The sequence below is a fragment of the Achromobacter sp. 1014246743 genome (assembly GCF_059760725.1).
The window spans coordinates 41,385-59,469 of record NZ_JCBANA010000040.1; the positions used below are offsets into that span (position 1 = coordinate 41,385).

The following is an 18,085-nucleotide window of genomic DNA, read 5'->3' on the forward strand; positions in this document are numbered from 1 at the left end:
TCAGGGGTTTTGACCGCCCCCGCGCCCCGTGCGCGAGGGCGGCTCACCCCTTTTTCGCCATCGCGCACGAGCCCATGCAGGAACGTTACCTCCCCACTACCGTCGAAGCGGCCGCCCACCAAGACTGGCAGGCCCGCGACGCCTATCTGGTCCAAGAACACGCAAAGAACCCGGACGGCTCCGAGAAGCCGAAGTTCTACGCCTGCTCGATGCTGCCCTATCCCAGCGGCAAGCTGCACATGGGCCACGTGCGCAACTACACCATCAACGACATGATGGCTCGCCAGTTGCGCATGCGGGGCTACAACGTCCTGATGCCGATGGGCTGGGACGCCTTCGGCATGCCGGCCGAGAACGCCGCCATCAAGTCCAAGGTGCCGCCGGCCAAATGGACCTACGACAACATCGCTTATATGAAGAAGCAGATGAAGTCGATGGGCCTGGCAATCGACTGGTCGCGCGAAATGTGCGCCTGCGACCCCGAATACTACAAATGGAACCAGTGGCTGTTCCTGAAGATGCTCGAAAAGGGCGTCGCCTACCGCAAGACCCAGGTCGTCAACTGGGACCCGGTCGACCAGACCGTGCTGGCCAATGAACAGGTCATCGACGGCCGCGGCTGGCGCTCGGGCGCGCCGGTTGAAAAGCGCGAAATTCCCGGCTACTACCTGCGCATCACGGACTACGCCGACGAACTGCTGGGCGCCGTCCAAAACGACCTGCCCGGCTGGCCCGAGCGTGTGCGCCTGATGCAGGAAAACTGGATCGGCAAGTCCGAAGGCCTGCGCTTTGCCTTCCCGCACCAGATCGCCGGCCAGGACGGCCAGCTGATCCAGGACGGCAAGCTGTACGTCTTCACCACCCGCGCCGACACCATCATGGGCGTGACCTTCTGCGCCGTGGCCCCCGAGCACCCCCTGGCCACGCACGCCGCGCAGTCCAACCCGGCGCTGGCCGCCTTCATCGAGCAATGCAAGCTGGGCGGCACCACCGAAGCCGAACTGGCCACGCGCGAAAAAGAAGGCATGCCCACCGGCCTTTACGTCACCCATCCGATCACCGGTGACCAGGTCGAAGTCTGGGTCGGCAACTACGTGCTGATCACCTACGGCGACGGCGCCGTCATGGGCGTGCCCGCCCACGACGAACGCGACTTCGCCTTCGCCAAGAAATACAACCTGCCGATCCGCCAGGTCGTGGACGTGGCCGGCAAGGCCTATTCCACCGACGCCTGGCAGGAATGGTACGGCGACAAGCAGGCCGGCCGCACCATCCATTCCGGCAAGTACGACGGCCTGTCGCACAAAGAGGCCGTGGACGCCATCGCCGCCGACCTGGGCGCGCAAGGCCTGGGCGAAAAACAGACCACCTGGCGCCTGCGCGACTGGGGCATCTCGCGCCAGCGCTACTGGGGCACCCCGATCCCCATCATCCACTGCGCCGATTGCGGCCCCGTGCCGGTCCCCGAAAAAGACCTGCCGGTCGTCCTGCCCGACGACCTGATCCCGGACGGCAGCGGCAACCCGCTGACCAAGAACGAAGCCTTCCTGTCCTGCGCCTGCCCCAGCTGCGGCAAGCCCGCGCGCCGCGAAACGGACACGATGGACACCTTCGTGGATTCGTCCTGGTATTTCATGCGCTACACGTCGCCGGGCAACAACACCGCCATGGTCGACGCGCGCAACGACTACTGGATGCCGATGGATCAATACATCGGCGGCATCGAGCACGCGGTCCTGCACCTGCTGTACGCCCGTTTCTGGACCAAGGTCATGCGCGACATGGGCCTGCTCAATTTCGACGAGCCCTTCACCAAGCTGCTGTGCCAGGGCATGGTGCTGAACCACATCTACTCGCGCAAGAACGCCCAGGGCGGCATCGAATACTTCTGGCCCGAAGAGGTCGAAAACGTCTATGACGCCCGCGGCGCCATCACTGGCGCCAAGCTCAAGTCCGACGGCTCCGACATCACCTATGGCGGCGTGGGCACCATGTCCAAGTCCAAGAACAACGGCGTCGATCCGCAATCGCTGATCGACACGCTGGGCGCGGATACCGCACGACTGTTCGTCATGTTCGCCAGCCCGCCCGAGCAGACCCTTGAATGGTCCGATTCCGGCGTCGAAGGCTCGAACCGCTTCCTGCGCCGCCTGTGGTCCATCAGCTACGCACAGCGCGACACCGTGGCGCGCGGCCTGGCCGCCGGCGCCAACTGGGCCGACGCCCCCGCCCCCGTGAAGGATCTGCGCCGCGAGGTCTACAACCTGCTCAAGCAGGCCGACTACGACTACCAGCGCATCCAGTACAACACCGTCGTGTCGGCGTGCATGAAGATGCTCAACGCCATCGACGACGCCAAGCTGCCCGAAGGCGCCCATGCCGACGCCGCCTACACGGAAACGCTGGGCGTGCTGCTGCGCGTGCTGTATCCGGTGGTGCCGCACATCACCTGGCACCTCTGGCAAGACCTGGGCTACGCCAAAGAGCTGGGCGACCTGCTCGACGCGCCGTGGCCGCATGTCGACGAAGCCGCGCTGGTGGCGGACGAAATCGAACTGATGCTGCAGGTCAACGGCAAGCTGCGCGGTTCGATCCGCGTGGCCGCCAAGGCCGCCAAGGAAGAGATCGAACAGCTCGCCGCCGCCCAGGAAGAAGTCGCCCGCTACCTGGAAGGCCGCCCGCCCAAGCGGGTTATCGTGGTCCCGGGCAAACTGGTCAACGTCGTAGGCTGATGAGGTCAAGCATGTACTTCGCCGGGCAACAAACGCACTCCCCCCGCCAATCATGGCTGCTGCGCGGCGCCTGCCTGGCGCTGTTCATGCTGCTGACGGCCTGCGGCTTCACGCTGCGAGGCGTCACGCCTCTGCCGTTCGATACGCTGTACATCGGCATTCCCGACAACACCCTGTTTGGCGCCGACGTGCGCCGCGCGCTGCGCGCGGCCTCGCCCAACACCAAGCTGGTCGCCTCGCCCAAGGAAGCGCAAGCCATCCTGCAGCAGGTCGCCAACGACCGTTCGCTGCGCGAGGTGTCGCTGAACGCCCAGGGCCGCGTCGAGGAATACGAACTCGGCATCAACTACACCTTCCGTCTCATCGACGACAAGGGCCGCGCCCTGATCCCGGACACCACGCTGTCGATCTTCCGCGAAATGCCTTACGACGACCAGATCGTCCAGGCCAAGCAGGGCCAGATCGAAACGCTGTACAACTCCATGCAGCGCGATCTCGTTGCCCGCCTGCTGCGCCGCATGACCGCGCCTGAGGTCCGCAAGGCCTTCGAGACGCGCGAGCAGCGTGGCGAAGACGGCGAAATCCCGCTGTACGACCCGACCGCGCCGCAGCAGCGCAGCACGCCGGCGCCGTGGCAGACCCCGTCCACCACCGATCCGGCCAACCTGCGCTGACCGATGGCACAACCCCTGGACGCGGATCGGCTGGCTGACCACCTGCAGCGGGCCGGCAACCGCCTGGCCCCGCTGTACACGGTATCGGGCGACGAGCCGCTCCTGGTCACCGAGGCCGTCGACGCCCTGCGCGCCGCCGGCCGCAACGCCGGCTACACCGACCGCCTGTCGATGGTGATGGACGCGCGCAGCGACTGGAGCTCGGTCACCGCCGCCACGCAAAGCGTCTCGCTGTTCGGCGACCGCCGCATCCTGGAAATCAAGATCCCCACCGGCAAGCCCGGCAAGGCCGGCGCCGATACCCTGGCACGCCTGGCCGAGCAAGCCGAAAAGCAGGCGGACAATCCCGATACGCTCGTCCTGATCGCCCTGCCGCGCCTGGACAAGGCCACCCGCGAAAGCCGCTGGGTCCAGGCCCTGGGCCGCGGCGGCATGATGGTCGATATCGCGAGCATCGAGCGCACCCGCCTGCCCGCCTGGGTCGGCATGCGCCTGGCCCGCCAGAACCAGCGGGCCGACAACGCCACCCTGCAATGGATGGCCGACAAGGTCGAAGGCAACCTGCTGGCCGCCCACCAGGAAATCCAGAAGCTCGGCCTGCTCTACCCGGAAGGCCAACTGGCCGCCGAAGACGTCGAACGCGCCGTGCTCAACGTGGCGCGCTACGACGTGTTCGGCCTGCGCGACGCCATGCTGGCCGGTGACGTCGCCCGCACCATCCGCATGATCGACGGCCTGCGCGCCGAAGGCGAAGCGCTGCCCCTGGTGCTATGGGCGGTGGGCGAAGAAATCCGCCTCCTGGCACGCGTGGCCGAAGCCCGCAGCCTGGGACAGGACGCCAACGGCCTGATGCGCCGCCTGCGTATCTTCGGCGCCCATGAACGGCTGGCGCTGCAAGCGCTGGGGCGGGTGCATCCCGCCGTCTGGCCCGCCGCAGTGCAGCACGCCCATGAAGTCGACCGTCTCATCAAGGGGCTGTCCGTCCCTGGGCGGCTATCCGACCCCTGGGAAGAAATGACCCGCCTGGCCCTGCGCGTGGCCGCTGCCGGCGGCCGACCGTGAAGGCGGCCTAGCCGCCCCACTCGTCCCCTCCGGCCGCCCGGCCGGATAAACTATCCCCATTCCGCTGGCGGTCTCCCTACCGCCCCAACACTATGAACGACGCCGTCATGTCCTCGTCTTCCATCGAACAAGCCATGCTGACCCTGGGCGAGAACGCACGCCGGGCCTCCCGCGCCATGATGCGCGCCAACAGCGCCGCCAAGAACCAGGCCTTGCTGGCCATGGCCGACGCGCTGGCCGCCAACCAGGACGAGCTGCTGGCCGCGAACGCCAAGGATGTCGCCGCCGCCCGCGCCAACGGCCTGGAAGCCGCCCTGCTCGACCGCCTGACCCTGTCGGAAAAGACCCTGGCGCACATGGCCGAGGGCCTGCGCCAGATCGCCGCCCTGCCCGACCCCATCGGCAGCATCACCGCCACCACCGTGCGCCCCAACGGCATGCGGGTGGCCCAGATGCGCGTCCCGCTGGGCGTGATCGGCATCATCTACGAGTCCCGCCCCAACGTCACCATCGACGCGGCGGCGCTGTGCCTGAAGTCGGGCAACGCCGCCATCCTGCGCGGCGGCAGCGAAGCCCTGCATTCCAACGTGGCCCTGGGCCGCATCGTGCAGCTGGGCCTGGCCGCCGCCGGCCTGCCGCAGGATGCGGTGCAGGTCGTCGCCACGGCCGACCGCGCCGCGGTGGGCAAGCTCATCACCATGACCGAACACATCGACGTCATCGTGCCGCGCGGCGGCAAGGGCCTGATCGCCCGGCTGGCGCAGGAAGCCCGGGTGCCGCTCATCAAGCACCTGGACGGCAACTGCCACATCTACATCGACGCCGCCGCCGACCCCGACAAGGCCCACGCCATCGCCTTCAACGCCAAGACCTATCGCTACGGCATCTGCGGCGCGATGGAAACCCTGCTGGTCGACGCGGTCGCAGCGGTGTCGATCCTGCCGCGCCTGGCGGCGGCCCTGAGCGAACACGGCGTCGAACTGCGTGGCTGCCCGCGCACGCTGGCGCTGTTGCCCCACGCCACACCGGCCACCGAAGAAGACTGGGCCACCGAATACCTGGGCCCGATCCTGGCGATTCGCATCGTCGACTCGCTGGACGACGCCATCGAACACATCGCGCGCTGGGGCTCCGGCCACACCGACGCCATCGTCACCGAAGACCTGTCCTCGGCCCAGCGCTTCCAGCGCGAAGTCGATTCCAGCTCGGTCTACGTCAACCTGCCGACCTGCTTTGCGGACGGCTTCGAATACGGCCTGGGCGCGGAAATCGGCATCTCGACCAACCGCCTGCACGCCCGCGGCCCGGTCGGCCTGGAAGGCCTGACCACCCTCAAGTGGGTGCTGACTGGCGAAGGCCAGACCCGCGGCTGACCCTTCACATTGACCCTGCGGCGCCGCCGCACACCTGTCGGAATTTCCATGCATTCACCCGCCATGGCCATGGCCTTCAGCCTTTTCGTGCTGTGCTTCATCACCTGCTCGCTCTGCGGCATCTGGTTGTTCTTCGTCAAAAGCAAAGAGATCAACGCCGTACTCAAGCACCCCTACCTGCAGCACCGCCCGTTCAAGGCCTATCCGCTGGCCATCCAGGCCGCGATCATGCTGGACTATTTTTTCCGCCTGATGTTTCCGGGCACCCGCTTCTGGCTCATCGGCAACGCCAACGACCTGCTCCCCCATGTGGATCCCAAGAAGACGCCGCTGGCCCTGAAATGGCCCATCGTCGGCTTCTGGGGTTCGTGCTGGCTGGGCCTGATCGCCATGATCGTGCTGTGGACCCTGCTCTACCTGGGAGCCTGACCCGCATGCATCTCCAGATCGAAGACTATCCCGGCTGCGCCGACGCCGCGCGCGCCCTGATCGCCGCGCGCGAATCCGGCGTGGCCGGCCCGCGCCTGCCCGTGGCCTGCCGGCCGCAAACCGTGGGCCAGGCCCTTGCCGTGCAGCAATGCACGGCCCGGTTGCTGCTGCAAACCCGGCAGGACGCCATCGCCGCCTGGAAAAGCGCGCTGCCCTCGCCCGAAAAAACCGTCGTCGCCCCCATCTACGCATCGACGGTGGCCCAGGCCGGCGTCATCGCCAGCCGCACGCCGATCGTGCGCATCGAACCCGAAATCGCGTTCGAACTCGCACGCGACCTGCCTGCCCGCAGCGAGCCCTACAGCCACGCCGAGATCGATGCCGCCATCGGCGATGCGCGGCTGGCGCTGGAAGTGCTGGGCTGCCGCTACGCCGCCCCCGAACACGCCAGCCTGCCCGAACTGCTGGCCGACCACATGTTCAACGGCGGCCTGGTGCTGGGCCCGCGCCTGGCATCGCCCGATGACGCCCCCGCCACCATGACGCTCACCCTGTCGGTGGACGGCGCCGAAGTCGAACAGCACGCCGGCATCCACCCCAACGACCATCCCAAGGCCGGGCTGTACTGGCTGGCGAACTTCCTGCGTGAGCAAGGGCTGGGCCTGCAAGCGGGCCAGCACGTCATCACGGGTTCGTATGCAGGGTTCCTGGACGTGCCCGCCAACCGCGACATCGACATCGCCTATGGCGATCTTGGCGTCTTGAGCCTGCGCTTCACGGCCCCCTGATTTTCCCGGCGTTTCACTCGCATCCCGACTTCAGGACTTCCATGCTGACCCTGCGCCCGTTCACCCCGTCCGACTACACCCTCCTGGCCAGCTGGTTCACGAGCCTGCCCGACGTCGTGCAATGGGGCGGGTCACACGTCTCGTACCCGATCACGTCGGCCGACCTGGACATCATGCTGCGGGAAGGTGAAACGCAGCCGCCCTCGCGGCGCTGCTGGATGGTCTGCCGCGACGGCGCCCCCGTGGGCCATGCGCAGCTGGCCTACGATTGGCGCGACGGCAACGCCCGCCTGGGCCGCGTCGTCATCGCCCCCGACCAGCGTGGCCAGGGGCTGGGCCGCCCCATGGTGACCCTGCTGATCGACGAAGCCTTCCGCACGCCGGGCATCGAGCGCCTGGAACTCAACGTCTACACCTTCAACGAACGCGCCATCCACCTGTACCAGGCCCTGGGTTTCACGTTCGAAGGCGTGCGGCGTTCGTCCACGCAGGCAGGCGACGTGCGCTGGGACACCGGCATGATGGGCCTGCTGCGCGCCGAATGGCGCCAAGCGGCGGCCGCCTGACAACGCCAGAAACGGCAAGGCCCCGGATGCCGGGGCCTGCCAGACAGCGCCGCGGGCGTCGTGCCCGCCACCCATCACACGTTCAGCGCGGCTGCGGCTGCGCGATGTCGACCGGCGGCCCCGCCGTTTCAATCGCTTCGCCTGCCGCCAGGCACAGGTCCTCGCGGTAGCGTCCCGCCACCACCTGCACGCCCACCGGGCTGTCGCCCGCGCTGCCCATGGCCACGGTCAGGCCGGGCAAGCCCATGAACGGCAGCCCGATCTGCGTCATCTGCGCGCGCCACACGCGGTCGTAGGCTGCGTCGCCTTGCAGATCCAGATCGTCGGCAAACGGCAATTCGGCGGACACCGGCAACAGCAGCACCGGATAGTCCGCCAGGAACAGTTCCCAAAGACGCGTCAACGTCGCGCGGCGCGTCAGGATGGCCGAAAACCGCGCCAGGTCCATGCCGGCCGCACGCTCGCGCTGGCCCGCCAACGCCGCAATCGCCCCGGCGTCGCCTTCCTTGCGGGCGGCCTCGACCATGCCCTCGTAGCCGTCGGCCATCCACATGCGGATCTGCAGATCCGCCGCTTCCTGCAAGGGCGGCACGGCATCCAGCGTGTCCACCGACCAACCCGCCTCGCTCAGGCGGCGGGCGGCCTCCTGCAGGGCCTTGACCACCGCCGGCTCGGTCTGCATGCCATCCGGGTTCAGGCACAGCGCCGCGCGTCGCGGCACGTCCGGCCCCGTGAGGGGCGCAGGCACCCACCAGGGATCGCGCGGATCGGGCGCGGCCATCGCGGCCAGCCCCAGGCGCACGTCGGCAATGCTGCGCCCCATCGGCCCCGACACCGCAGTGATCTGTCCACCGATAGTGCGTTCGGGCAAGGCGGCGTTGTAGGCGGGCACCCGTCCCAGCGAAGGCCGCAAGCCATGCACGCCGCAGGCATAGGCCGGGTAGCGGATCGACCCCGCGATGTCCGTGCCATGCGCCAGGTGGCCGATGCCCGCCGCCACGGCCGCGGCCGCGCCGCCCGAAGAACCGCCTGGCGTCAACGCCGGATTGCGCGGATTCAGGGTGTGGCCGTGCAGCCGATTGCTGGTGAACCAGCGCAATGAAAAGGCCGGCGTGTTGGTGCGCCCCACGATTACCGCGCCGGCGCGGCGCAGATTGTCCACGACCGGGTTGTTGACGGCAGCGATCAGGTCCTTCTGCAGCGTCACGCCGTTGGTGGTGGCGAAGCCTGCCTGGTCCACGTTGACCTTGACCGTCACCGGCACGCCCGCCAGCAGGCCAGGCGCCTCGCCGCGCGCCAGGGCCTCGTCCACCTGCGCGGCCTGCGCCAGCGTGTCTTCGGGGCGATAGTCGACCACCGCGTTGATGGACGGGTTCACGGCCTGCAGCCGCGCCAGCGCGCTTTGCGCGGCCTCGACCGCGGACACCTCGCGCCGGCGAATACGCGCGGCCAATTCAACTGCGGACAAACGCCAAAGCTCGGACACACGCAACTCCTTGTTCCAGGTCAGGGAAGACATCGCGGCGACGCGCGGCCGCCGAACGGTCAACCTTAGCGCCTGCCACGCGCCGCCACAACCCGGGCTGGCCCGGCCCCACAGGCCTTCCCGCCGAACGCGCCGCCACGCCTCAGTCGTCCTCGAACACCTCGATGATCGCGTCCGCCACGGCCCGCACCCGCGCCGTGCGGTTCAGGTCCCCGTGCATCACCAACCACAGGTCGTAGGGCTCGCTGCGATTCGGCCAGATGCGCACCAGGTCCGGGTACTGCGGTGCCATGTGCACCGGCAGTTCACCGATTCCCAGCCCCGCCGCCACGGCCTCGATGATCATCAGGCCCGAATTCAATTCCATGGCGATGCGCCCATTGCCCGTCGGCTCGCCACAGAACGTATCGGACCAGCCCGGCAACACCGACTGCTGATAGGTCACCAGCGTATGACCCGCGAATGCCGTGCCGGGCTTGGGCTCGCCGTGCGCCTCGAGGTAGGACTTGGACGCATACAGCCCGACCTCCTTGCGCGTCAGGTGGCGCTGGATCAGGTCGGGGTTGTCGGGCTTGATATTGCGGATCGCCAGATCGGCCTCGCGGCGCGTCAGGTTGCTCAGCTGAATCGCTGTCGACAGCGCGATGCGGATGTCCGGATGCTGCTGGTGCAGGCGGCCGATGGCTTGCATGATGAAGTAACGGGCAACCGTCTCGGACGTCGCCACCCGCACCACACCGGACAGGCGATGATCCAGCCCCTGCATCTGGCGTTGCAGTTGGTCGGCCGCCTGCTCCATGCGCTCGGCCGCTGCAAACGCCTGTTCACCCGCCGCCGTCGGCACATAGCCGGTCGGCGTGCGCAGGAACAGGCGGGCATCCAGCGAGGTTTCCAACGCCGCCAGCCGACGCCCCGCGGTGGCCTGGTCGATTTGCAGCAACGCGGCCGCACCGCGCAGCGTGCCATTGCGGTAAATGGCCAGGAATATCCGCGCGTTGTCCCAATCCATGGAGCCGGCTCCTTGCCGCGGTGGCGGCGTGTGTCTGTGTGCATGCGCCCGTTCGGCGGCCGCCGGGCGGGCATGAGGATAGCGGCACGGTGACGGCGTCCAGCCCCTCACAGGATGCAATTTTGCATCACGATAAAGCAATTATTCCTCTTTTTTGCATCACGGAAAGCTCCTAAGCTGTGCACCTCGGAAAGTCCCCCCGGAATGCTTGCCATGCGCACCGCCTGCCCCACCGCCCCTGTCACACCCGCCGTCCCGGCTCCCGCCCAGCGGCCCGCCACGACGGGCCTGTTGCCTCTGGTCACCCTGGCCATCGGCTTCGTCATGGCCATGCTGGACGTCACCGTCGTCAACGTCGCCCTGCCCAGCATCGCGCTGCAGTTCACCGTGCCGCTCACCGACCTGGTCTGGATCGTCGACGGGTACACCCTGACCTTCGCTGCCCTGTTGCTGGTGGCCGGCGCCCTGGCCGACCGCTACGGCGCCAAGACCATCTACCTGGCCGGCCTGGGTGTCTTCACCCTGGCTTCGCTGCTCTGCGGCATCGCCCCCAACGGCGATATGCTGATCGCCGCCCGCATGCTGCAAGGCCTGGGCGCGGCGCTGTTCATGCCCAGCTCGCTCAGCCTGCTGACCCACGCCTATGAAGACGAACACGTGCGCAACCGCATGCTGGCCGCCTGGTCGGCCATCGTCGCCGTGGCCGGCGCCGCCGGCCCCTTGCTCGGCGGCGTGCTGATCCACCAGTTCGGCTGGCGCGGCATCTTCCTCATCAACCTGCCGCTGGGCCTGGCCGGCCTGTGGCTGGCACGGCGCCGCATCCAGGCCGCCCCGCGCCGGCCGCGCGCGCTCAATCCGCTCAGCCATGTGCTGGGTGTCATCGCCTTGTCCTCGCTGTGCTTTGTGCTGATCCAGGGCAATGCCTACGGCTGGTCGTCGGCGCCCATCCTGGCCGCCGTCGCGCTGTGCGCAGCCACCGCCGTCCTGCTCGTGCGCCGCGAACGGCGCCACGCCGAACCCATCATCCCGCGCACCTTGTTCCAGACCTCGCAATTCGCCGCGGCCAACGGCGTCGGTTTCCTCATCAACCTCGCGTCGTACGGCCAATTGTTCCTGCTCAGCCTGTTCCTGCAGCACGCCCGCGGCGCCGACGCCTTGCAGACCGGCATCCAGCTCGTGCCCATGCTGGCCGTGTTCTCGATCGGCAACTTGATCTCTGGCCGCGTGTCTGCCCGCTGGAATGTGTCGGCCTCGCTGCTGGGCGGCATTTCGCTCGCCACCCTCATGAGCGCAGTCGGCCTGGCCGCGTTTACACCGGACATCGCCTACTGGCCCTTTGCCATCGTGGTGGCCCTGGCCAATCTGGGCGTCGGTATCGCCGTTCCGGCGATGACCAGCGTCGTCATGCAAGTGTCCGGCAAGCACCACGCCAACAGCGCCGCGGCCGCCTTGAACGCGAACCGCCAGTCGGGGGCCCTGGTCGGCGTGGCGCTGATGGGCACCGTGCTGCACCTCTTGCCCGACTGGCACGCCAGCCTGCCCGTCGCCTACAGCATCATCGCCGTGGCCTACCTGGTCGCCGCGATGCTGGTCTGGAAGCACCTGCGCCGCGCCCGCAACGCCTGACGGGCGGCACGAATGCGTCCCCCGCCCGCGACGCCTGGCTTGCGGCACGCGGGGGCTTCGCCTGCGACGGCCCGCTACGCGTCCAGACCGGGCCGGCCGCCTTGCGGCAGGATCGCCACCCCGCGGCCCGCGAAAAACGTATCGAACACGTGCAGCGGAACCCTGGCGTCCGCTTGCACGCCCGGTTCGCCGGAAGGGTTGTGAAACGTCACGCCGTCAGCCGTGGCGCGCGTCACCAGCACCAGATGCCCGCCCTTGGCGGGCGGTTCGCGCTCGGACCAGCGTATCCACGGATGCACCGAGGCCATGAAGTACTCGGCCTTCGCCATCAGCGCCGGCAGGTCTGCGGTGCGTACCCCCACCCGCACGTCGGCCTGCAGGCCGAAGTCTTCCGCCACGAAGCGCACGAACGGCGCATAGATCAGCCCCTTGATGTGGCCGTCCACGTCCGTATACGCGCCATACGGCAGGCTGCGTCGGGCCAGTTCCAGCGTCGGATGGACTTGGCCCGTGCGCGCGGCCAGCACCATCTTCAAGCAAGCCATGCCACAGACGTGGCTGGCCCAGCGCGCGTATTCCGCCACGCTGTTCGCCCCGGAATCGCGCCACGCGGGATCATCCTCCAGGCGCAACGCCTTGCGGATGATGTCGCCCGCCAGGTGCGCGGATTCCCATTGGCAGAAGTAGGGCACCGCCGGCTGCGCGCCCGATCGCGAATCGTCCATCCACCGCTCCAGTCCAAATCAGAAGCCCCATCTTGCCGTCCGCCGCGCCGCGTGGCAACACCGCCGTCTTTGCTTCACAATGGCCCTTCCCCGACCCGCTTCCGGAGCGCCGCATGACCGACCCGTCCACTCCTCCCGCCATCCGCCGCGTCGCCATCGTCGGCGCGGGCACCATCGGCGCCAGCTGGGCCGCGCTGTTCCTGGCGCACGGTCTCGACGTCGTGGTCAGCGATCCCGCCGCCGACGCCGAATCCCAGACGCGCGCCCGCGTCGCTGCCGCGTGGCCCGTACTGACCGAACTGGGCCGCGTCAGCCGCGGCGCCAACCCCGACGCGCTGCGCTTCGAACCCGACCTGGCCACCGCCCTGCAAGGCGTCGACTTCGTCCAGGAGAACGCGCCTGAACGCGAAGACTTCAAGACAGACCTCTTCGCCCGCATCGACGCCATCCTGCCGCCGCACGTCATCGTGGCATCCAGTTCATCGGGCCTCATCATGACCCGCCTGCAAGCGCGTTGCCAACACGCCGGGCGCTTCGTCATCGGCCACCCGTTCAACCCGCCCCACCTGATCCCGCTCGTCGAAGTCGTGGGCGGCGAGCAGACCTCGGCCGACACCATCGACCGCAGCATTGCCTTCTACCGCGAACTGGGCAAGCACCCTATCCGCCTGAACAAGGAAGTGCCCGGCCACATCGCCAACCGCCTGCAAGCCGCCCTATGGCGCGAAGCCATCCACCTGGCTGCGGAAAACGTCGCCAGCGTCGCCGACATCGATGCCGCCGTCTCGCAAGGCCCGGGATTGCGTTGGGCCCTGTTCGGGCCGCACATGACCTTCAACCTGGGCGGCGGCGCCGGCGGACTTGCGCACTTCATGGATCACCTGCTCGGCCCCGTGCAGACCTGGTGGGACGACCTGGGCGCTCCCGACGTCACCCCCGACCTGCAACGCCGCCTGATCGACGGCGTCAACGCCGAAGCCGGATCCCGCAACATTGCCGACCTGGTCCAGACCCGCGATGCGCAACTCACCGCGCTGCTGAAGGTCCTGCAGCGCTGAGCTGCTGGACATCCTGCCATGTCGATCCACCACCGAACCGTGGAAGATCCTTCGGGCTTGCGCGCCGGACATGGCATGCAGACCGCCCATCGGAAGCGCGTGGCGCCGCTGGTATCCTATGACTCATCCGGCCACGCTGGCCTCTCAAGCACAGGATTTTTCCCATGATTTCCGTGACCCACGACACCGCACATTCCCGCTACACGGCCACCGTCGATGGCGTGCTGTGCGTCCTGGATTACCACTTGCAAGACGGTGTGATGACCATCACCCACACGGGTGTTCCCAGCGAAGTCGGCGGTCGCGGCATCGCCGCTGAACTCACCCGCGTCGCACTCGACAGCGCCCGCGCCCAGGGCTTGAAAGTCCGGCCCAGCTGCTCCTACGCCGCCGTCTACATGCGCCGTCACCCTGAATACAACGACCTGCTGGCCTGACACCCGATGCTCAATCCTGCCGCCTGCCCCTGCGGCTCCGCCAAATCCTACGCTGCCTGCTGTGGCCGCTGGCACGAAGGTCCGCAGGCCTTGCAGGCCCCCACCGCGCAAGACCTGATGCGTTCGCGCTATAGCGCCTTCGTGCTGGACAAGCTGCCGTATCTGCTCGACACCTGGCACCCCAGCACGCGTCCGGCCTCGCTCGACCCCAATCCGCCCGGATTGAAATGGCTGGGGTTGGCGATCAAGCAAGCCCGCACCCAGGACACCGACCACGCCACCGTCGAATTCGTCGCCCGCAGCCGACTGGCCGGACGCGCCAGCCGCCTGCATGAAGTCAGCCGTTTCGTGCGCGAATCCGGGCGCTGGTATTACGTCGATGGCGATCTAAGCTGACTTGGGGGCTCAGGTACTGCGTCGACGGCAGCCTACGCTGACGCCACGCGCCGCGGCCGCGGCGCGACATCCGCATCTACCGCCTCCTTCAGCACCGCCACCAGCCGGCCTCGCGCCTCGCTGGCCTCGCGCAGTTCACCTACGATCGCCAGTTCTGTCTGAGGCACCTCGGCCAAGCCCTGCGCCGGGCCCAGCACCCCGTGCTCGGGCAAGCGAGCAAACGCTGGCAACAACGACACCCCCAGCCCCGCCGCCACCGCCGCCTGCACACCCGCCAGGCTTTGGCTGTGATAAGCCGCCCGCCATGGCCGCCCCGCGTTTTCCAAGGCGTAGATCATGCGCTTGCGATAGATGCAGCCCTGCGGAAACAGCACCAGGGGCACGGCATCCTGCCCTTCTTGCAACAGCCGCCTGTCGCCCACCCACACCAGCCGCTCCGGCCATGCCGCCAGGCTCGGGCCATCGCCTGGCTCGCGCTTGATCAGCGCCAGATCCAACTCGCCCGCCGCCAACCTGGCTTTCAGGTCGGAGCTCATGCCGCTGCCGGTCTCCAGGCGGATCTCCGGATGACTGGCGGCAAACCGCGCCAACAGCGTCGTCAGCCGCGACACATCGAAATCTTCCGGCACCCCCAGCCGGATCACCTGCGCCCCGCGGGGCGCGGTCAACACCAACTCGGCCTCGTCCGCCATCGCCAACAGCTTGCGCGCATAGGCCAGCATCAACTGGCCATCCTCGGTCGCAGCCACCTGATTGCCCGTACGGTCCCGCAGCAACAACGTCTTGCCCACCGTCTGCTCCAGCTTGCGTACCTGCTGGCTGACGGTCGACTGCGTCCGGTGCACACGGCCCGCCGCACGCGTAAAGCTGCCTTCATCCACTACACATACGAGCGTCTTGAGAAGTTCGAGATCCAGCATGAAAGGTCCGTCATCCGTCTAGGGGTTTGCAGTCCGGCAAGCGAGCGTGGCCGGCCGATCGACCTCGGCCGGTGGCGTAAGGCCCGACTCGGCTTGGTCCCTTTTCATATCCATTTAATCACTGACAAGAGTTTTATTATTAATTTTACAGCTTACGGTGGGCGAATCTAAGCTGGAGGCACTTCTCCCACCGCTTCTTGAAGAAGGACGACTCATGCCCCTGAACCCCCTTCCCCGCCCGCAATGGCTCACCTTCGACTGCTACGGCACATTGATCCAATGGGACGAAGGCCTGCAGGCTGCGGTAGCCCGTATCCTGGCCGCCGGCGAACAAGCGCATACGCCCACGCCTGCCCAGTTTCTCAGCGTCTACGACGAACATGAGCACCGGCTCGAGCGTACGCCGCCCCACATGAGCTTCGCCGACGTCACCCGAGAATCGTTGCGGCTGACCATGCGCGACCTGCAACTGCCCTACCGCCCGGAAGACGCCAGCCTGCTGACCGGCAGCATCTCCGCCATGCCGCCGTTTCCCGAGGTCGTGGAGACACTGGCCACATTGAAACAAGCCGGCTTCAAGCTCTGCATCATTTCCAACACCGACGACGCCATCATCGCCGGCAACGTGGCGCAGCTCGGCGGCCACATCGACTGCGTCATCACGGCGGAACAGGCCGGCGCCTACAAACCATCACGCAAGATCTTCGCCCACGCCCACGACTGCTTGGGCATCACCCCCCACGAGGTCGTGCATATCTGCGCCAGCCCGCACCTGGATCACGCCGCCGCCCGCGACATCGGCTTTCGTTGTGTGTGGATCGACCGCGGCACCGGCCGCCTGCCCTTGCCTGACTACCGCCCCGACGCTACCGTATCCACCCTGGACCAGGTCCCCGCCCTGTTCCGGCAAGCGGGCTGGTTTTGAAACGTGTGCGACAACCGGCTTGGCTCTGGCCGCAGGGCTGCCTTGCTGGCAGCATGTAGACTGTTCTGTCGGCGCCGGGCTGGGCCGTCCCTTTCGCCCTGTTTTCACTCTCAACCAGGAATTCCACGCTGGGTAGCCTCATGAATAAAGATCCTCACTTTCCCGATGCGCTCTTCCACGCCGAACACGTCACTGCCCTGCGCGCTGACCTCGCGCTGGCCCTGCGTGCCGCCGCGGCGCACGGACTCGGCGAAGGCGTCTGCAACCATTTCAGCGTGGCGTTGCCCGGCGACCCCGATCATTTCCTGTTGAATCCCCGCGGCCTGATGTGGAACGAAGTCCAGGCCGACGACATCGTGCTGGTCGACGCCCACGGCCAGAAGCTCGCCGGTCGCCACGAGGTCGAACCCACGGCCATGTTCATCCACGCCGCCATTCACCGCATCGCCGGCAAGGCCTGTGTGCTGCACACCCACATGCCCTACGCCACCGCCCTGACGCTCACGGCCGATCGCACGCTCGACACCACCCTGTCTCAAAACGCCATGCGTTTCCATGGCCGCATTGCGGTCGACGCCGACTACAACGGCCTGGCCCTGGACGCCAGCGAAGGCGAACGCATCGCCCACGCCATGCAAGGCGCCGACATCGCATTCCTGGGCAATCACGGCGTAGTCGTTTGCGGCGAACGCCTCGACTACGCCTACGACGATCTCTTCTTCCTCGAACGCGCCTGCAACGCCCAGGTCCTGGCCCAATCCACAGGTCGCCCCTTGGCCCCGGCAGATCCCGCCATCGCCGCCAAGGTTGCCGCACAGATCCAAAGCGAACGCCTGCAATCCGAACTGTTCTTCATCGCCCTGCGACGCCAACTGCCGGATACGGGCTCGCGTTGATTCGAGTTCCGAGGTCGCGTTGACGTCACCCGGTGCGTAATCGCATCAAGTCGATCCGACAAAATCCAATAGAGGCAGGATCGCATTGACGCGCCCACTACCGCCCAAAACAAAAACCCCACAGGCGCGAGCCTGTGGGGTTTTCTTTTGAATAACTGCCTGACGCTGACCTACTTTCACAGACGTCCGTCCACTATCATCGGCGCAAAGGCGTTTCACTGTCCTGTTCGGGATGGGAAGGAGTGGTACCACCTTGCTATGGGTATCAGGCTTTGACTTGCCGAGCATCGCGCCGCCACGGCGGACACTCAAATCCTGGGTACTGCATGACACCAGGCACTGTGCGATCAGAGCATCGACTCGATAATCGCACCGCGCGCAGGCGGGGCTTTCACACAAAGACAAAACCCCACAGGCGAGAGCCTATGGGGTTTTGCGGAATAAAAGCCTGACGATGACCTACTTTCACAGACGTCCGTCCACTATCATCGGCGCAAAGGCGTTTCACTGTCCTGTTCGGGATGGGAAGGAGTGGTACCACCTTGCTATGGTCGTCAGGCGTAACTGGTTGAGTGGTTGCTTTGAGGGCAACAACTCCAATCTTGGAAGAAGCGCAACGTGTGGGTGATCAGAGACTCGCTCGATGATCACGCACAGTGGGGTGTAATTGGTGTTGGCTGGCTGCTGACGGTGCAGCCAGATTTTGTATTGAACGACACTTGGAACGCTATATCACCAGGTCATAACCATCAGTGTTATAGGATCAAGCCTCACGAGCAATTAGTATCGGTTAGCTTAACGCATTACTGCGCTTCCACACCCGACCTATCAACGTCCTGGTCTCGAACGACTCTTTAGGGGGATCAAGTCCCCGGGATACCTAATCTTCAGACGAGTTTCCCGCTTAGATGCCTTCAGCGGTTATCTCTTCCGTACTTAGCTACCCGGCAATGCCATTGGCATGACAACCGGTACACCAGAGG

General features: G+C 66.8%; 17 protein-coding genes and 3 rRNA genes. 13 read left to right on the forward strand and 7 right to left on the reverse strand.

Annotated features, from left to right (window positions below; all coding sequences use genetic code 11):
• The first annotated feature begins 74 nt into the window (after nucleotides 1-74).
• The 7 genes from leuS (at nucleotide 75) to AC6LJ2_RS17825 (ending at nucleotide 7,624) form a co-directional block, all read left to right on the forward strand.
• On the forward strand, nucleotides 75-2,732 hold the full coding sequence (gene leuS, locus AC6LJ2_RS17795) for a leucine--tRNA ligase (protein WP_263912400.1): 2,658 nt from the start codon (nucleotides 75-77) through the stop codon (nucleotides 2,730-2,732).
• 11 nt (nucleotides 2,733-2,743) lie between these two features.
• Nucleotides 2,744-3,406, forward strand: a complete 663-nt coding sequence (locus AC6LJ2_RS17800; RefSeq protein ID WP_263912402.1) for an LPS assembly lipoprotein LptE — start codon at nucleotides 2,744-2,746, stop codon at nucleotides 3,404-3,406.
• Between the two features lie 3 nt (nucleotides 3,407-3,409).
• Nucleotides 3,410-4,468, forward strand: a complete 1,059-nt coding sequence (holA, locus tag AC6LJ2_RS17805; RefSeq protein ID WP_263912403.1) for a DNA polymerase III subunit delta — start codon at nucleotides 3,410-3,412, stop codon at nucleotides 4,466-4,468.
• 92 nt (nucleotides 4,469-4,560) lie between these two features.
• On the forward strand, nucleotides 4,561-5,841 hold the full coding sequence (locus AC6LJ2_RS17810; RefSeq protein WP_498151837.1) for a glutamate-5-semialdehyde dehydrogenase: 1,281 nt from the start codon (nucleotides 4,561-4,563) through the stop codon (nucleotides 5,839-5,841).
• A 48-nt stretch (nucleotides 5,842-5,889) separates the two neighbouring features.
• Nucleotides 5,890-6,270, forward strand: coding sequence for a hypothetical protein (locus AC6LJ2_RS17815; protein WP_263912406.1), 381 nt, complete (start codon nucleotides 5,890-5,892; stop codon nucleotides 6,268-6,270).
• A 5-nt stretch (nucleotides 6,271-6,275) separates the two neighbouring features.
• Complete coding sequence (locus tag AC6LJ2_RS17820; protein ID WP_263912407.1) at nucleotides 6,276-7,058, forward strand: fumarylacetoacetate hydrolase family protein; 783 nt, start codon at nucleotides 6,276-6,278, stop codon at nucleotides 7,056-7,058.
• Between the two features lie 41 nt (nucleotides 7,059-7,099).
• Nucleotides 7,100-7,624 (forward strand): GNAT family N-acetyltransferase, encoded by a 525-nt coding sequence (locus AC6LJ2_RS17825; protein WP_263912408.1) that lies wholly within the window; start codon nucleotides 7,100-7,102, stop codon nucleotides 7,622-7,624.
• 82 nt (nucleotides 7,625-7,706) lie between these two features.
• Here the strand turns inward: AC6LJ2_RS17825 and AC6LJ2_RS17830 are convergent, their stop codons facing one another.
• Together AC6LJ2_RS17830 and AC6LJ2_RS17835 are read right to left on the reverse strand one after the other, a co-directional pair.
• Nucleotides 7,707-9,110, reverse strand: a complete 1,404-nt coding sequence (locus AC6LJ2_RS17830) for an amidase family protein (RefSeq protein WP_263912409.1) — start codon at nucleotides 9,108-9,110, stop codon at nucleotides 7,707-7,709.
• A 142-nt stretch (nucleotides 9,111-9,252) separates the two neighbouring features.
• A complete protein-coding gene (locus AC6LJ2_RS17835; protein ID WP_263912411.1) occupies nucleotides 9,253-10,119 on the reverse strand; it encodes a LysR family transcriptional regulator in 867 nt (288 codons plus the stop codon).
• Nucleotides 10,120-10,332: 213 nt separating this feature from the next.
• Between AC6LJ2_RS17835 and AC6LJ2_RS17840 the strand changes: the two genes are divergently transcribed.
• Nucleotides 10,333-11,745 carry an MFS transporter gene (locus AC6LJ2_RS17840; RefSeq protein ID WP_445657205.1) on the forward strand — a complete coding sequence of 471 codons (1,413 nt, stop codon included), beginning with the start codon at nucleotides 10,333-10,335 and terminating at the stop codon, nucleotides 11,743-11,745.
• Between the two features lie 74 nt (nucleotides 11,746-11,819).
• On the opposite strand, the gene AC6LJ2_RS17845 is transcribed toward AC6LJ2_RS17840, so the two are convergent.
• A complete protein-coding gene (locus AC6LJ2_RS17845; protein ID WP_498151838.1) occupies nucleotides 11,820-12,470 on the reverse strand; it encodes a cysteine peptidase family C39 domain-containing protein in 651 nt (216 codons plus the stop codon).
• Between the two features lie 113 nt (nucleotides 12,471-12,583).
• Here AC6LJ2_RS17845 and AC6LJ2_RS17850 point away from each other — a divergent pair, with 113 nt between their 5' ends.
• From AC6LJ2_RS17850 to AC6LJ2_RS17860, 3 genes are all read left to right on the forward strand, one after another.
• A complete protein-coding gene (locus AC6LJ2_RS17850; RefSeq protein ID WP_445657206.1) occupies nucleotides 12,584-13,528 on the forward strand; it encodes a 3-hydroxyacyl-CoA dehydrogenase NAD-binding domain-containing protein in 945 nt (314 codons plus the stop codon).
• A gap of 164 nt (nucleotides 13,529-13,692) precedes the next feature.
• Nucleotides 13,693-13,965 (forward strand): GNAT family N-acetyltransferase, encoded by a 273-nt coding sequence (locus tag AC6LJ2_RS17855; RefSeq protein WP_025135608.1) that lies wholly within the window; start codon nucleotides 13,693-13,695, stop codon nucleotides 13,963-13,965.
• A gap of 6 nt (nucleotides 13,966-13,971) precedes the next feature.
• On the forward strand, nucleotides 13,972-14,361 hold the full coding sequence (locus tag AC6LJ2_RS17860; RefSeq protein WP_498151839.1) for a YchJ family protein: 390 nt from the start codon (nucleotides 13,972-13,974) through the stop codon (nucleotides 14,359-14,361).
• 32 nt (nucleotides 14,362-14,393) lie between these two features.
• Here the strand turns inward: AC6LJ2_RS17860 and AC6LJ2_RS17865 are convergent, their stop codons facing one another.
• Nucleotides 14,394-15,281, reverse strand: a complete 888-nt coding sequence (locus AC6LJ2_RS17865; RefSeq protein WP_498151840.1) for a LysR substrate-binding domain-containing protein — start codon at nucleotides 15,279-15,281, stop codon at nucleotides 14,394-14,396.
• A 214-nt stretch (nucleotides 15,282-15,495) separates the two neighbouring features.
• On the opposite strand from AC6LJ2_RS17865, the gene AC6LJ2_RS17870 reads away from it, so the two are divergent.
• Nucleotides 15,496-16,206, forward strand: coding sequence for a haloacid dehalogenase type II (locus AC6LJ2_RS17870; RefSeq protein WP_498151841.1), 711 nt, complete (start codon nucleotides 15,496-15,498; stop codon nucleotides 16,204-16,206).
• Between the two features lie 140 nt (nucleotides 16,207-16,346).
• Nucleotides 16,347-17,102 (forward strand): aldolase, encoded by a 756-nt coding sequence (locus AC6LJ2_RS17875; protein WP_498151842.1) that lies wholly within the window; start codon nucleotides 16,347-16,349, stop codon nucleotides 17,100-17,102.
• Between the two features lie 157 nt (nucleotides 17,103-17,259).
• Here AC6LJ2_RS17875 and rrf (AC6LJ2_RS17880) read toward each other — a convergent pair.
• The 3 genes from rrf (AC6LJ2_RS17880) to AC6LJ2_RS17890 form a co-directional block, all read right to left on the reverse strand.
• Nucleotides 17,260-17,372: ribosomal RNA gene (gene rrf, locus AC6LJ2_RS17880) — 5S ribosomal RNA — on the reverse strand.
• 176 nt (nucleotides 17,373-17,548) lie between these two features.
• Nucleotides 17,549-17,661, reverse strand: a 5S ribosomal RNA gene (gene rrf, locus AC6LJ2_RS17885).
• A gap of 200 nt (nucleotides 17,662-17,861) precedes the next feature.
• Nucleotides 17,862-18,085: ribosomal RNA gene (locus AC6LJ2_RS17890) — 23S ribosomal RNA — on the reverse strand; the annotation flags it as partial.

Bases quoted from the DNA above. Each gene is read 5' to 3' on its own strand.
- AC6LJ2_RS17840 (WP_445657205.1), top strand. From the start codon at position 10,333: ATGCGCACCGCCTGCCCCACCGCCCCTGTCACACCCGCCGTCCCGGCT.
- AC6LJ2_RS17835 (WP_263912411.1), bottom strand. From the start codon at position 10,119: ATGGATTGGGACAACGCGCGGATATTCCTGGCCATTTACCGCAATGGC.
- AC6LJ2_RS17875 (WP_498151842.1), top strand. From the start codon at position 16,347: ATGAATAAAGATCCTCACTTTCCCGATGCGCTCTTCCACGCCGAACAC.
- AC6LJ2_RS17865 (WP_498151840.1), bottom strand. From the start codon at position 15,281: ATGCTGGATCTCGAACTTCTCAAGACGCTCGTATGTGTAGTGGATGAA.
- AC6LJ2_RS17845 (WP_498151838.1), bottom strand. From the start codon at position 12,470: ATGGACGATTCGCGATCGGGCGCGCAGCCGGCGGTGCCCTACTTCTGC.
- AC6LJ2_RS17825 (WP_263912408.1), top strand. From the start codon at position 7,100: ATGCTGACCCTGCGCCCGTTCACCCCGTCCGACTACACCCTCCTGGCC.
- AC6LJ2_RS17855 (WP_025135608.1), top strand. From the start codon at position 13,693: ATGATTTCCGTGACCCACGACACCGCACATTCCCGCTACACGGCCACC.
- AC6LJ2_RS17870 (WP_498151841.1), top strand. From the start codon at position 15,496: ATGCCCCTGAACCCCCTTCCCCGCCCGCAATGGCTCACCTTCGACTGC.
- AC6LJ2_RS17800 (WP_263912402.1), top strand. From the start codon at position 2,744: ATGTACTTCGCCGGGCAACAAACGCACTCCCCCCGCCAATCATGGCTG.
- AC6LJ2_RS17860 (WP_498151839.1), top strand. From the start codon at position 13,972: ATGCTCAATCCTGCCGCCTGCCCCTGCGGCTCCGCCAAATCCTACGCT.
- leuS (WP_263912400.1), top strand. From the start codon at position 75: ATGCAGGAACGTTACCTCCCCACTACCGTCGAAGCGGCCGCCCACCAA.
- AC6LJ2_RS17820 (WP_263912407.1), top strand. From the start codon at position 6,276: ATGCATCTCCAGATCGAAGACTATCCCGGCTGCGCCGACGCCGCGCGC.
- AC6LJ2_RS17815 (WP_263912406.1), top strand. From the start codon at position 5,890: ATGCATTCACCCGCCATGGCCATGGCCTTCAGCCTTTTCGTGCTGTGC.
- holA (WP_263912403.1), top strand. From the start codon at position 3,410: ATGGCACAACCCCTGGACGCGGATCGGCTGGCTGACCACCTGCAGCGG.
- AC6LJ2_RS17850 (WP_445657206.1), top strand. From the start codon at position 12,584: ATGACCGACCCGTCCACTCCTCCCGCCATCCGCCGCGTCGCCATCGTC.
- AC6LJ2_RS17810 (WP_498151837.1), top strand. From the start codon at position 4,561: ATGAACGACGCCGTCATGTCCTCGTCTTCCATCGAACAAGCCATGCTG.